The organism is Bacteriovorax sp. BSW11_IV, assembly GCF_000447755.1.
Classification (GTDB): Bacteria; Bdellovibrionota; Bacteriovoracia; order Bacteriovoracales; family Bacteriovoracaceae; genus BSW11-IV.
Genome location: NZ_AUNE01000036.1, coordinates 1 through 13,314, shown reverse-complemented (window position 1 = coordinate 13,314; position 13,314 = coordinate 1). Strand labels below are relative to the sequence as shown.

Sequence of the window (13,314 nt, the reverse complement as noted above, 5' to 3'; positions counted from 1 at the left end):
ATCCCTCTTAAATATAGTCAACCATATCACGGATACGTTTACCTGCGCTTCCTGCTGCTTTTTTTGAACCTTTTTTCTCTACCTTTTTCGCAGTCTTCTTTGCCGTCTTACCTGGCGTTTTATCTGCAGATTTAGTTTTAGATTTTTTTTCAGCAGCTACAGGGGCCTTTTTTGCAGAAACTTTTTGAGCTTTCTTTTTAGCATCAGATTTCTTTTGCTTAAAGGCCTCTTCTCTATCTGGAGATCGAGAAACCATGGCATCCCCACCATCGTTATCAATCAAAAGATCTTTTCTTAACGTTGTATCCTTACCGAAACAAACGTTAAGCATACGCTTGGCCTTACTCATATCTTCTACAGTAATTTTAGTATAATCTTCACGGGCCATTACGTACTTCCACGCTTCAGGAGACATCTCCCCTAGACCCTTGTTTCTTTGAATTTCTTTTATTTTTACTTTGTTTGAATTTTTTAAATCTTCAAGTTGTCCTGGGGTTTCAACAAATAAAGTTCCATTGTCTGTGATAACCTCGAAAAGTGGGGCTTTTGCAATTTGAATCGCACCCATTTTGAAAAGTTCTGGCCAGAATTGAAAGAAGAAATTTGTTAACAGTGTATTGATGTGTCCACCATCAACATCAGAGTCGGCAAGAAAAACAATTTTTGAATATCTCATGTCTTTCACATCTGCTTCTTGACCAATAACAAGACCAATACTTGCCGTGATATCCATGAACTCTTGATTGTTGATGATATCGTTAATACCAGCTTGTGCCACGTTCATTGGCTTACCTTTCAGGGCAATTCCCCCTTGGTAGAGCTTATTACGAGCAGAGCGAAGACCACCAATCGCTGAGTCCCCTTCACAAATGAATAGAGAACATAGATCGCGGTTTTTTCTCTCATTGGCATCAAGAAGTTTTTCAACTCTTTGCTTTTTCTGTTTCTTACCTTTTTTCGAGGCCTCTTTCAGAGCTTGAAATTTATGACGTGACTTAGCACGCTCCATAACTTGCTCAAGATAATCTTTATTCTTCTTTAAGAACTTATCTAAGTTCTTGTCCATGAAGATTTCAATTCCTTTTTCAAGGTGGGCATCACGAACTAGCTTTCTCTTTGTTTGAGATTCAAAGCGTGGATTGGGCATTGTGATCCCAAGAACAAAAGTTAATCCGGCAAGAATATCGTTATCGACAGTTTGAACTTTTTCTTTTTTTAGCTGTCTTTCTAGCTTTGCTTTAATAGCATTGATAAAAATTCTCTTCACGCGATCATGGTGGAAACCACCATCATAAGTTGGTGTAGAGTTTACAAATGAAATGAAACGCTCACGATCTTCATTTTTTGGATCAATACAAAGTGAAAGAGTTAAATCGATTTTACCTTTAACTTTCTTCCCTTTAAGATTTGTCGTTTCATAGATATATTCATGATCACCAACGTGCTGTGCAGTTGATTTATCAACTCTTTCTGCAAGCTCTAGTAATCCTTTTTTAAAGTGATACTTTTCTTTATTAAAGTAAAAAGTAAGACCAGGATTATTATAGGCAAGGTCAATAATACGCTTTCTTAAAAGGTCTTTATCAACTTCATTATTTTTATAAACTTCTTTAGATAAAGTTAATTGAACACGAACTCCTGAGTGACCAGAGAATTCTTTGGCCTTAGTTTTCTTCGTCTGAAGAGCACCATCTAGAAATGTCCATGTTTGTTCTTTCTTTGAATTGTAGTGGCGAACGCGTGCTTCAAAAAGATCTGAAGTTAGACATGTCGCCGCAGCACCTAGACCATTTTGGCCAAGCGTTCTGTGCAAAAAGCCTTTCTCATCTACTTCTTCATCTTTAAATTTTGAACCTGTTCTAAACTCAGTATAGACTTGAGGAACTTTCTCTACAGGAAAACCAATACCATTATCTTCAATAGTGATTGTCTTCCCATCTTCCGAAAGATCTGTGTGAATTTCTGTAACGTAACCACGATAAAATTCATCAATACAGTTATCTAAAATTTCTTCCACGGCCTTACTTTTCGCCTGATGAAATTTAACTGTTTTGAAGTTTACGCCTGTATCGTCGTAAACATATGTATCGAGTTCTTCAACGTCATTACTTCCAAAAACTAAAGTAATACGATTGCGGCAATGCCAACGCTGATCTTTACTCTCAATTTCAGCTTCTTTTGCTTTACCTTTTCTTTTAACCGATTCAATTTTGGCCATCCGTGCATTCCCCTCTTGCCGAGTTTTTGCTAAAATCCTTTTAAACATGGTAGTAGGCCTTTTAACACGTGAAAAGAGACAATGCGTTATCTAACTAGAATCACAAGCTTTTTTATTGCACTCATGCTAACGCACAGCGCGTGGGCTCAATCACCCTTTCCAGTGCCCCTTAAAGACTCAGTGCGAGGCAAGATTTTAAAGGGAGATATCTATCGAAAATCTGAAGTAGATACTGTCAAAAATGAATCAGGCATCAAGCAGCAAAAACTTGATTTTGTCATTTCAGGACTGCATCCAAACAGTTGCCCTATTGCTTTGCAAAAACTTTCTCGCTATGAAGAATTTTATAAATTTATCGATTTTGTGAAGCTCAGTGCCTATAACGAAAAAACACAGCGCATCTATTTATTATTGGATGCGGACATCCTCCCCTTTCGCATGGCACTAGACTTTAAGATCCCTCGTATCACTAAGGTTGGAAGTTATCCTTTCTCATTTGATAAAGGTTTTCTCGATGGACTGAAGGGAACAATTCATGTCATCAATGGTCCTAATAACAGATGCCTCTTTTATAGCGACGCATACTGGCAAGGACCTGATACAGGTATTCCCGATATTATATTTGAACTCTTTAGCAGCACTCTGGCCGAAAAAAGCATGGAAGTCTTGTTCCGAATCTCAAGAAAAATTTAAAGTCATGACAAACGGCACCCCATGCCTTATATGTTATTTAGATTAAATTCAAAAAAGGACAGTCGTTGAAAGTTTTACGAATTAGTGCTCGCGATACATACCCAATAAGACATCAAGTTCTTCGCCCGGGTCGTCCCATTGAAACATGCTATTTTGATGGTGACACAGACGAACAAACATTTCACCTTGGTGCTTTTGTGGACAGTAAGTTAGTGAGTATTGCTTCATTCTTTTATCGACGCAATACGAAATTTGAAGAAGAAAATCAATATCACTTACGAGGCATGGCAACTCTTCCCGACTCAACAGGCCGTGGCTATTCAAGTGAGCTTTTGAAAGTGGCCTTTCCTGTAATTAAGCAAAATTTCTGCAACCTCGTGTGGTGTAACGCTCGTGTATCTGCCCAAGGTTTTTATGAAAAAGTGGGATTTGAAACTCATGGCGAAGTTTTCGATGTACCAGATATTGGTCCCCATATTTTAATGTTCAAAAAACTATAATTTCAGTTTTTTAATTTCATCGTAGCAATAAGTCTTAATTCGAGCGCGCTCGATATTTGTAATTTGTTTCTCAAAACAAGCTTTTTGTGTTTTGAATGTCAATAAAGGGGCACAGGCCAGATTGTGCTTCTTTTCTTCTTTGGCCAACGCTCGATTTTCGCCACAAGCTTCAAAACTCTCTTTGCTCACACAAATGAAACTTTGTTTTTTGCAGTCGTAAATAAGATATTCGCCTCGGTTATATTCAAGGGATATACGCGGTTCGTTCATATATTTGAAAAATTCATCAACATCAACAGCGGCCTCGACTTTAGGAGCGCTTTGAGCAGATAATTCCTCAGGGGCTTGGGCGTCTGCAAAGGACAGTGTGCCCCAGTGAAATAGTGCGAGAAAAATAACCCAAAACCTCGTAAACATTGCGCTCCCTCTAGTCTAGTGCGAACTTTTTCTATATAGTATAACAGATTTAAAATTATCCTATGAAACTTTTTGAGGTTCCCATGTCGACTATGCACAACCCGCTTTTAAAGCTCGTTGCCACAAAAATCAAATCAGCACTAAATGAAACTTTTCCTGATTATGAAATTAGTGAACAACAAATCTATGGGCAAATTACGACTCCTCCGAATTTAAAACTAGGACAATTCGCATTTCCATGTTTCATGATGGCCAAAGAACTTAAAAAAGGGCCACCACAGATTAGTGCACAATTAAAAGAAAAAATTGCCACTAATGAATTCATCACTGAAGTAAACCCTGCTGGACCTTATTTAAACTTTAAAATTTCAAGCAAGGCCTTTGGTGAATTTATTTTAAAAGAAATTATTTCTGAAAATTTCTTTACTCAAGAAATTACAGATGTAAAACCAAAAACAATGATCGAATACTCTCAACCCAATACGCATAAAGAAATGCACGTTGGTCACATGAGAAACTTATGTCTTGGTAACGCTCTTGTTCGCATAAAGCGCTATTGCAACCAGGATGTTCTGGCCACGACTTATCCTGGGGACAGTGGAACTCACGTTGCCAAATGTCTTTGGTATTTAAAAAATCATAATAAGGATGCTATTCCCACAGAAGAAAAAGGGGCATGGCTTGGACGTATTTATTCAACGGCCAACCTCCTTCTCGAAGATCAATTGGGAACAGAAAAAGAAGAGCAAAACAGAAAAGAACTTACTGAAATTCTTCGTCAACTTGAGGCCGAGAGTGGTGAGTTCTACGATCTTTGGGTGGAAACAAGAAAATGGTCAATTGATCTTATGAATGAGGCCTATGACTGGGCAAATGTTCAGTTTGATCGTTGGTTTTTTGAATCAGAAGTTGACCGTCCTTCATTAAAGACAGTTAAAGAATTATATAACAAAGGATTACTTGTTGAAGATCAAGGGGCCATCGGTATGGACCTTTCCGATGACAAACTTGGCTTTTGTATTCTTATTAAATCAGATGGAAATGGTCTCTACGCGACAAAAGATGTAGAGCTTGCGATCAAAAAGTTCAAAGATTTTGGAATTGAAAAAAATATTTATATTGTCGATGAAAGACAATCTTTTCACTTTAAACAAGTTTTTAAAGTCCTTGAAAAAATCGGTTTTCCACAGGCCAAAGACTGCCATCATCTTCCGTATGATGTCGTCGAGCTACCAGATGGCCCAATGAGTTCACGTAAAGGAAATATTGTTCCTCTTATGGAGCTCATTCATAAAATGGAAGCAACAATTAAGAACAACTATCTTGAAAAATATCGAGGTGATTGGACTGATGCTGAAATTGAAGAAACAGCAAAAATTGTTGCCAATGGTGCTATAAAATACGGAATGGTTCGTGTCGACAATATTAGAAAGATTATTTTCGATATGAATGAATGGCTAAAACTAGATGGTGATACAGGACCTTACCTACAATATGTCCATGCAAGAATTCAGTCTCTTATTGCTAAAAGTGGTATTGAGCTTGATGCTAATATTGAATGGAATAAGCTAGAAAAAGAACAAGAACAGGCGCTACTCTTAAAGCTTCAGGCCTTTAATGAAGTTGTTCTAAGAGCACACGAACAAAATAAAACGATTCTTTTAACGGGATACCTCTTTGAATTAGGAAAACTTTATAATAGTTTCTATGCAGAGTGCCCAATTAACAAAGAAAGTGATGAAGAGCTTAAAAAGGCCCGATTGGCGCTTTCATTATCTGTGGCCAAGACAATGAAAGTTGGACTTTCTTTACTTGGGATTACGGCCCCTCAAAAAATGTAATAAAATTGAGAGTTTCTTAAGAATTATTTCTAAGATTTCTATTAGAATAATTCTTAATGAAACTCTTTATTTTTACCCTTTTGACTCTCCTTTCAATTAACAATTATGCCAAAGAAACTCTGCTTGTTTCGGCCATTGATTGGTGCCCTTTTATCTGCCCTAAAGATAAAGAAAAACCCGGTTTTATCGTAGAAATCACCAATGAAATTTTTAAGGATAGTCAATTTGAATTGAAGTATGAAATCGTCCCGTGGAGTCGCGGCATTTATAATGTTCAACAAGGCCGCTCGGCGATCCTTCTATCCCCATCAAAAGAAGAAGCACCAGGTCTCATTTATCATGATGATTATTTAACTTTTCAGACATTATGCTTTTGGAAACTTAAAACAGAAAAATGGACTTTCAAGGATATTAATAGTCTCGACCATATCAGATTTGTCATCTACCGCGATCATTCTTATAGAGAACTTTTAAATGAATATTTCAAAAAATATAAAACAGACCGCCATTTTGAAATTTCATATGATGAAAACTATTATCAAAGATCCTACGGCCTTTTAAAAAAACATTCTGCACAAGTATTTTTAGGTCATTTTTTGGGTACTATGAGTTATATAAAACAGAAAAAAAGACAGGATTTAGTCATCGATAAGTGTATCAAAAGAGATGAATTGTGGATTGGTATATCACCTTCAATAAAGGTCCCATCAGGATTAATTCAAAAACAAATAAATGAAAAACTAAAGGAAATAAAAAAAGGGCCGTTCTATAATGCACTTTTAGAAAAGTACAATATGAAGGCCCCTGATGTTTTTTCATTTTAATCTATTTTTTAAACTCAATTCCCGAATTAATCTCAATGAAATCATTTGTGATTTTAACAAGTCCATCAATATGTAGCGTTTTGGCCACATCGCTATTGAGGCGCTTAATGGCCATTCTTAATCTATGAAAATAAGATTCATCAAGACTTGCGCCATAGATTGAAGAGACGGCCTTATCCAATGAGAGTTTTTCATTTTCGCTAAGGGCCTGTAAAATTGAAAGCGCATTACCTTTACGAGCAAAATCGTAAACATGTCCATTAAAGGCCATTTTCTTCTGTGTAAGATCAAGATCAATTACTTTCATCTCAGTTTTTTGGGCATCTTTAATAAGATTTTGCCAAATCGCTTTATCTTTACCAGATACCGTTTGCAATAAAAATGTGTATTGTCCTTCTAATCCATCAGGACAACTGTCGCTCGTTAAAACTATTCCCATGAGTCTTAATACATGACCAAGAGGCATAGTCGTGCTCATTTTTGAAAAAATGATATTTTCTTGATTTAAAATTTTTAATAATTGATCTTCATAAGGACTTAGACCATCTCTTAAAAGAGAGCTAATATTCTCATCAATCGAGAACTTATTTCTTAAGGCACTTTCGATATAATCACCAACAAATAAATTTAAATCCTCACCACTCAACTGATCTTTAATCTCATTAAATCTTTCAATAGCAACTTTAGGACCAAAAAGTTCAAGCTCCGCAAGAAAAAGAGAATGTTGGAGTTCAAAATTAAAGTTCTTCGTCTTTAGCTCAGCATTGAGAGTAAATAGTCTTTTGTAATCTATTTCAATTTCTTTTTGAATCTTCCATTGAGATTTAAGTCTTAACAGTTGGGAAAGAACAATAGGTGTCTTATGAGTATAAAACTCACATTCAAGCATCAAAGACTCATATAAACGAAGGGCCTTTTCAACATGACCTAGCTCTTCTAGAAATTTACCTAAACAGACACCCGTGTTTACCAGAGAATCAATATCGAGATCTTCAAGACACCCTTGGTATTCAAGCTCCAGTTTAGAAACCGCTGCTTCAAAATTAAAAAAATCATTTTTCAAATAAAATGCACAGGCCCTATCTGCAAGTAGAGATACGTGCGGCCCATGTTTATGGATTGTTTTTTCAATATGACTAATTGTTTTATCGTAATCATTACGATAAAAAAGGATTTTTGAACGTAAGTGTTCTTTGAATCTTCTGTCAGGAACAGAGATTCTCTTAATCTTATCAAGCATCGCCTGAGCACGATCTAATTCTAGCTCGTGAATAAGATTTTGAACTTCTAACAATTGTGCGTGACCTTCTTCTAACAACTGGGCAGACATGCTTACTCCTCATCCATCTTATAAATACTTTCAATATGATTTTCAAAATTTTTACTATCTTTAATAAAAATATTAGAATTATTCGTTTTTCTCTTAATAAATTTTTCTAATTCTAAGTCTGTATCTTCAAATTTTTCATCAATAAAAACTTCAGACAAATCAATTTCTCCAATTCTTTTATCTCCAGACCCACTCCAACCAGTTTTAATACGTGGTCGTGGTCCTCTTGTGTAAAAAGTAGAGAGGTTGCCTATTTGTGGAAAAATCAAAAATTGGCACATTGATAATTTACGTTTTTTTAATTTATCTTTTACGCGTAACTTCGTTTTTCTGAAAAAATCTGCAAAGATTTTTGGGCCATTATCATTAACGATAATTCCGTTATATGTAGCGAGCTCAAGCTTTTCCTTCTCGCTTAAGATAGAATATTCAAATGGTAGAAGATCAACTTGATACTCAAGTAATTCTTCCATTGTCTGTTCAAGAATATCTTCACATTGAGTATCAAATTTCTCTAAGTACTCATAGATTTTCGCATCTTTAAGCTCGTTGCGATGCTTTTGAAATTCATGAATAACCCATGTTTCAAAAATTGTTGCACGTATAACAAGAAATGAATTCTTTAAAATCGGAAAGGGATAAATTCCTGCAAGCTCGTTCAACGAATCCTCAAGACCTGCATTGAATAGACTTGTTGTCGTGAGCTTAAAAGTATCATCGAAATACATATTTGCCGTGGCCTTACCAAAGAGAAATTTCGCATCATAGCTCACATAAAATTCATGAATAATACTTTTGAAAAAGTTTAAACGAGTCATAACTTTATCAACAAAGATATATGTCACATTAAACATTGAAGTCCATGATTCAAAAGGGCGTTTTTGATTAGAATTTAAAATAAAGACATACTTCTTACCAGCGATCTTAGAAACACCCTTTTCGAGGGCCGCACTCTTCATTTCACGGAGTGCCTGAGAACATATTTTAGCTATTTTTAATGATGTCTCTCTTCCAACGCCAAGTGATCCTTCTATACTTGTGGCATCAATTCCAATGGCCAAACAGATCGATTGTCCCATTTCAGTTGAGAACATTTCTAAAAACACTTCATCAATATATATCTGCAATTGTGGATTATTAGAAACTTCAATTGCTATTGAATTTTCATTCAACAACTCTCTACTAAGGAGATCTTTTTCAATGACTACAGACAGTGGTGAACTCTGGGCACGAGATAAATCACGATAAAAGTTGTAATCAACTTTATCCAAATTCATTTCATATGAATAGGCCATCGAGATTAATGTCATTTGTAGGCATAAGAAAAATAACTTCATGCTATAAATAAAGCAAATCTCAGGCCAGAATAATTGCCTAATTTTAATATGTTACATTAGTGAAATCGTCTAAAAATTAGACACTAGAGCAATCGATACATCACCCCAAGCATAAAGCGAAATTCACTCTTTTTGATAACTATTGGGGAATCATACACTTCATTTGAGTAGAACTTTTGCCCCAATTCAAGGCCTAGTTCGTAGTCTCTAAACTTCTTGGCCGTGCGTACAGATAGCCCATAATTATGGGCCTCATTTGGTTTATAAAAGGATAGACCATTACCATTATCTTTTGGCACGCCAAAATAATAGTCTGTATATTTTTGATCCCAATATTGATAAAACAAGCGAAAAGATAAAGAATAACCCCCTCGAATATGAAACTCTGGGGCCAGTGTGACTTTGAATACTTCACCATAAGAAACATCACGAACATCTCTGTAGTACAAAATTTCTAAAGGGCCTGACTTGATCAGGGGACCAAAGTATATACTTCTTTTTCTCTCAAAAGTAAGATCTGATTTATAAGGCTCCCCCTCCAAGAGAAATGTTGCCAAAACAGCGAACTTTTCAAATGGCACCAAGAGTACGCCAGCACCATCTTTACTAAGAAAGAGAGGGCCATAACGAAATAAAAAGACAGGCAGTGGTTCCACTACAGTTTTTGCTTTATTAAAACGACGCATTTCTTTTGGTCTAATATTAGTGTGCACATTTACACCAAGACCAATACTAAATTCATAGAAAGGAAAATAACTTTGAACTTCAAAAGACTCAAAAGTTTTCACGACTTTCTTATTTTTAATGAAAGAAATGTTTCTAAGAGTTGGAAAATAAAGATTGAAAAAATAATTGATATCAATTTTGTCAAAATCGATCATCTTGCCATCAATAAAGACTTGTTTCTCAATAAGGCAATGACCATCTTTTTGCTTAGCAAAGGTTATAAAAAAACTTGCTTCTTTCATGCCTGAAAAGACAATCTCAGCAAAATTATCCTCAGAAATATTACTACTTACGCTAAAGTAGATCTTCTCAAAAAGATCAATATTTCGAACATCACCGCTATTGTCGACAACTTTAATTTCTATATTGTTAGAGTTTTTAGTAAAGGCACACTCATCACCTTTTTTCTCAACGATGAAACGTCGCCCTTTCACCGGATGATCGAAACTCATCAGTTCAAGGGCCATCGTCTGGGCCATGGCCAAAAATAGAAGACAAAAACTAAAAACAAACTTTCTCATGTTTATCTATAAAGAGGGTCTATTTTTGAATCTTTCAGATATTGAGATATTTGAGTTAAGAAGTAAGTCATATCATCTTTATTAAGATCACCTATATTTGAAATTCTAAAAGAATCTTGTTTCGCTCCTTTACCAGGATAGATCGTAATCCCTCTTTCATATAGGTAAGAATGCATGCTATCAAAGGAGTAATTCAAATGATTAGGCTCTATAAAAGCAGTTAGGATCTTAGAATGCTGTTCTATTGGAGCAAGTAGGCGAAACCCTAGTTCAGTCATACCTTTAACCATTAACTCATAAAGAGAAGCGTAACGATTGATGCGACCATTTTGACCTTCTGAGAAATACTCTTCAACAGCTTCTTTTAGAGCATAAACGGTTTGCACTGGAGGAGTAAAAAGAAATTGCTTCTTCTGTTTTTGATTTTCAAAGTTTTTATAGAGATCAAAGTAGTGAGTTTTGGCCTTAAATTTGGAAATGCGTTGAAGCTCTTCTTTCTTGGCGATTACAATTCCTATTCCTGCCATTGCCTGAATACATTTATTTGAGGAACTGATAAGGTAATCTACTTGTGTTTTATTCAAGTCAATTTCAATACCAGCATAAGATGACATGGCATCGACGATTGTGACGAGATTATACTTTTTCGCAAGCTCACACATCTCATTCATGGGATTAAGAATTCCAGAAGTCGTTTCATGGTGAACAAAGGCCATTGATTCAAAATTATGCGCATTCCTGACCAAAAATTCTTCAACTCGTGAAATATCAACGATATCTCCCCATGGAAATTTTAACGTCTCATAAGCAACACCATAAACTTCACAAATTTTGGCCATTCTATCCCCATAGGCCCCATTATCAATAATAAGAATAGACTTATTACCTGAATTACATGAACTAAGAACAGCTTCAACGGCCCCAGTTCCAGATGAACCAATAAGAATGGCCTCATGTGAATTACGCGCATTAACAACATCGAGAAGACGGCCAGAGAGATTTAAGAATAAATCCCCAAATTCTTCTTCACGAGGACAGATGTCACTAACAACCATGGCACTTTTAACACGAGTTGAAGTAGTTGCTGGACCTGGATTTAGGAGAATATTGCGAGTAATTGTTTTACTAATAATCTGTTCTTTCATTTTAATCCTTTAAAAAATTTTTAAATCTTATGGCCACTTCAGCTGGAGTAACTTTTGGACGTCCAAGATCTGAAGGAGAACCTTTTTTGATCTTAAAGTGAACAAATACTGGACCCTCAGAATGCTCTTTTAAAAAGCTCTCCAAACTCTCCAAAGAATTTGTTTTTAAGATATTGCGATAGCCGCAACCTTTTGCAAGAGTCGAAAAATCCACAGATTCAGAGTAAGATTTTTGACCACCAGTTGAGTCGTGAACACCATTATCTAATAGAATATGGATAAAATTCTCATTTTGCAAAAGGCCAGCACTTGTAAGATTTCCCATTCTCATCATAAGAGCACCATCGCCATCAATAACGACAGTTTTCTCATTCTTTCTCACGTAATTAATTCCTAGACCAAAAGATACGGCACATCCCATTGAACCGACCATATAAATTTGGTTTTCAGTATCTTCTATTTCATAAAGCTCTCTTCCTGTCTTTCCTGTTGTGGCCACAAGTGCGGCCTTTGGGCCAAAAAGAGATCTAATTTTACAAAGTGCATCTGTTCTCGTGACTTCATGAGTTGGTGCCATATCAGTAGAAAAATAGGCCTCTTTTATCTGGGGAAAAACTATCGGATGGAGATTTTTCAATTCATGGGCCATGACACTGTCTTTTTTCATGACAAAGAAAAAAGGTCTCGAAGTCGTATTCATCACATCCTTAGCATGCTCCAAAAGTCCGAGGACATCTTCTTTTTGTGTTGGAAAGTATTTCCAAGGAATTTCCATCTCATCTAATAAAGATGTCGTAATTTTTCCCATTAAGGCATGCTGAGGTTCATCATGTGGACCTCCGGGTTCTCCACGTAAAGTCACAATTCCAAGCACAGGAATATTAAAAATGGCATTGAGTGATGTTAGAGGATTCACAGCATTGCCAAGTCCTGAGTTTTGAAACATGACAACGGCCTTTTTACCGGCCAAATGGGCCCCTGAAGCAAAGGCCACAGCATCCCCTTCATTTGTCATAGGAACAAAATTCAAATCCTTGTCATCGATAACATAATTGATGAAAGGTTTTAAATAAGAACAAGGTGTTCCAGTGAAAAGGTTAAGACCTATTTTTTTACACTCATCTAAAAACTCATTTGCCTGTATCATTAGAATACCTGTACCTTTTCAAAATCTTTAAAATTATCAATATCCATCCAATGTCCTTGAATGTAGTTGACGCCAATTTTAATTCCATTAGCAATTAGATGATTGAGAAGATCACCCATTTTCATTGCATGAAAATTTTCTTTTTGTGAAAGATCTTTCATTGCTTTTTGGATGGCCATTGATCCTGCTTCATTTGCACGAAGAAGACCTATCCATTCTCCCATTATTTTCAAAGAGCAGTCATTCATCTTTGCCAAAGAGGTACGCAACAAAGTTGTTGTTCCCTGAGAAAAAACATGTCCATCTTCTTCAGAACACTCTACAAAATCACCGGCATAATCTTTTGAACGATTACCGAGCTTGGAATCAACAATTATTGAAATATCTGCATTAGAATCTTTTAAAAGATTTAGAATATATTTTTTATAAACAATATCACCGTAACTAATGAGACATTCTCCATTGATCTTATCAAGAGCAACGTTCAATGATGAAAGCTCCCCTGTTGAATCAAAGAGGTCATTATCAAGATATTGAACTCCAAGCTCTGGGAAAACGTTTTTTTTGTAACCACGAATGACATTAATATTATTAATTCCTGTTTCTCTGATTTTA

At 35.8% G+C, this 13,314-nt stretch carries 11 protein-coding genes and 1 pseudogene; 4 read left to right on the top strand and 8 right to left on the bottom strand.

The features are described from left to right. Positions 1–7 precede the first annotated feature (7 nt). Positions 8–2,218 carry a toprim domain-containing protein gene (locus M899_RS09635; RefSeq protein WP_021271273.1) on the bottom strand — a complete coding sequence of 737 codons (2,211 nt, stop codon included), beginning with the start codon at positions 2,216–2,218 and terminating at the stop codon, positions 8–10. An 81-nt stretch (positions 2,219–2,299) separates the two neighbouring features. On the opposite strand from M899_RS09635, the gene M899_RS09630 reads away from it, so the two are divergent. Together M899_RS09630 and M899_RS09625 are read left to right on the top strand one after the other, a co-directional pair. Further along, entirely contained in the window at positions 2,300–2,911 is a 612-nt protein-coding gene (locus M899_RS09630; RefSeq protein ID WP_021271318.1) for a hypothetical protein, read from the top strand. A gap of 65 nt (positions 2,912–2,976) precedes the next feature. Then, positions 2,977–3,411 (top strand): GNAT family N-acetyltransferase, encoded by a 435-nt coding sequence (locus M899_RS09625; RefSeq protein WP_021271242.1) that lies wholly within the window; start codon positions 2,977–2,979, stop codon positions 3,409–3,411. On the opposite strand, the gene M899_RS09620 is transcribed toward M899_RS09625, so the two are convergent. Further along, positions 3,406–3,828 carry a hypothetical protein gene (locus M899_RS09620; RefSeq protein ID WP_021271316.1) on the bottom strand — a complete coding sequence of 141 codons (423 nt, stop codon included), beginning with the start codon at positions 3,826–3,828 and terminating at the stop codon, positions 3,406–3,408. The genes M899_RS09625 and M899_RS09620 overlap by 6 nt on opposite strands. A gap of 62 nt (positions 3,829–3,890) precedes the next feature. On the opposite strand from M899_RS09620, the gene argS reads away from it, so the two are divergent. Both argS and M899_RS09610 read left to right on the top strand, forming a co-directional pair. Beyond that, complete coding sequence (argS, locus tag M899_RS09615; protein WP_231370268.1) at positions 3,891–5,669, top strand: arginine--tRNA ligase; 1,779 nt, start codon at positions 3,891–3,893, stop codon at positions 5,667–5,669. Between the two features lie 56 nt (positions 5,670–5,725). Further along, positions 5,726–6,493, top strand: a complete 768-nt coding sequence (locus tag M899_RS09610) for a substrate-binding periplasmic protein (protein ID WP_021271280.1) — start codon at positions 5,726–5,728, stop codon at positions 6,491–6,493. 1 nt (position 6,494) lies between these two features. Here the strand turns inward: M899_RS09610 and M899_RS09605 are convergent, their stop codons facing one another. The 6 genes and pseudogenes from M899_RS09605 to M899_RS18560 form a co-directional block, all read right to left on the bottom strand. Then, a complete protein-coding gene (locus tag M899_RS09605) occupies positions 6,495–7,823 on the bottom strand; it encodes a hypothetical protein (protein ID WP_021271297.1) in 1,329 nt (442 codons plus the stop codon). Between the two features lie 2 nt (positions 7,824–7,825). Continuing rightward, positions 7,826–9,160, bottom strand: a complete 1,335-nt coding sequence (locus M899_RS09600) for a hypothetical protein (protein ID WP_155897175.1) — start codon at positions 9,158–9,160, stop codon at positions 7,826–7,828. A gap of 83 nt (positions 9,161–9,243) precedes the next feature. Next, complete coding sequence (locus M899_RS09595) at positions 9,244–10,407, bottom strand: MipA/OmpV family protein (RefSeq protein WP_021271313.1); 1,164 nt, start codon at positions 10,405–10,407, stop codon at positions 9,244–9,246. A gap of 2 nt (positions 10,408–10,409) precedes the next feature. Further along, positions 10,410–11,552, bottom strand: coding sequence for a 2-aminoethylphosphonate aminotransferase (locus M899_RS09590; RefSeq protein ID WP_021271265.1), 1,143 nt, complete (start codon positions 11,550–11,552; stop codon positions 10,410–10,412). A gap of 1 nt (position 11,553) precedes the next feature. Further along, positions 11,554–12,699, bottom strand: coding sequence for a phosphonopyruvate decarboxylase (gene aepY, locus M899_RS09585; RefSeq protein WP_021271292.1), 1,146 nt, complete (start codon positions 12,697–12,699; stop codon positions 11,554–11,556). Beyond that, positions 12,699–13,314: pseudogene (locus tag M899_RS18560) on the bottom strand (hypothetical protein); the annotation flags it as partial. The pseudogene M899_RS18560 and the gene aepY, both read right to left, overlap by 1 nt.

What these genes read in the sequence shown, in the direction of transcription:
- M899_RS09600 (WP_155897175.1), bottom strand. Translation starts at nt 9,160, where the DNA reads ATGAAGTTATTTTTCTTATGCCTACAAATGACATTAATCTCGATGGCC.
- argS (WP_231370268.1), top strand. Translation starts at nt 3,891, where the DNA reads ATGAAACTTTTTGAGGTTCCCATGTCGACTATGCACAACCCGCTTTTA.
- M899_RS09610 (WP_021271280.1), top strand. Translation starts at nt 5,726, where the DNA reads ATGAAACTCTTTATTTTTACCCTTTTGACTCTCCTTTCAATTAACAAT.
- M899_RS09635 (WP_021271273.1), bottom strand. Translation starts at nt 2,218, where the DNA reads ATGGCCAAAATTGAATCGGTTAAAAGAAAAGGTAAAGCAAAAGAAGCT.
- M899_RS09620 (WP_021271316.1), bottom strand. Translation starts at nt 3,828, where the DNA reads ATGTTTACGAGGTTTTGGGTTATTTTTCTCGCACTATTTCACTGGGGC.
- M899_RS09595 (WP_021271313.1), bottom strand. Translation starts at nt 10,407, where the DNA reads ATGAGAAAGTTTGTTTTTAGTTTTTGTCTTCTATTTTTGGCCATGGCC.
- M899_RS09605 (WP_021271297.1), bottom strand. Translation starts at nt 7,823, where the DNA reads ATGTCTGCCCAGTTGTTAGAAGAAGGTCACGCACAATTGTTAGAAGTT.
- M899_RS09590 (WP_021271265.1), bottom strand. Translation starts at nt 11,552, where the DNA reads ATGAAAGAACAGATTATTAGTAAAACAATTACTCGCAATATTCTCCTA.
- aepY (WP_021271292.1), bottom strand. Translation starts at nt 12,699, where the DNA reads ATGATACAGGCAAATGAGTTTTTAGATGAGTGTAAAAAAATAGGTCTT.
- M899_RS09630 (WP_021271318.1), top strand. Translation starts at nt 2,300, where the DNA reads ATGCGTTATCTAACTAGAATCACAAGCTTTTTTATTGCACTCATGCTA.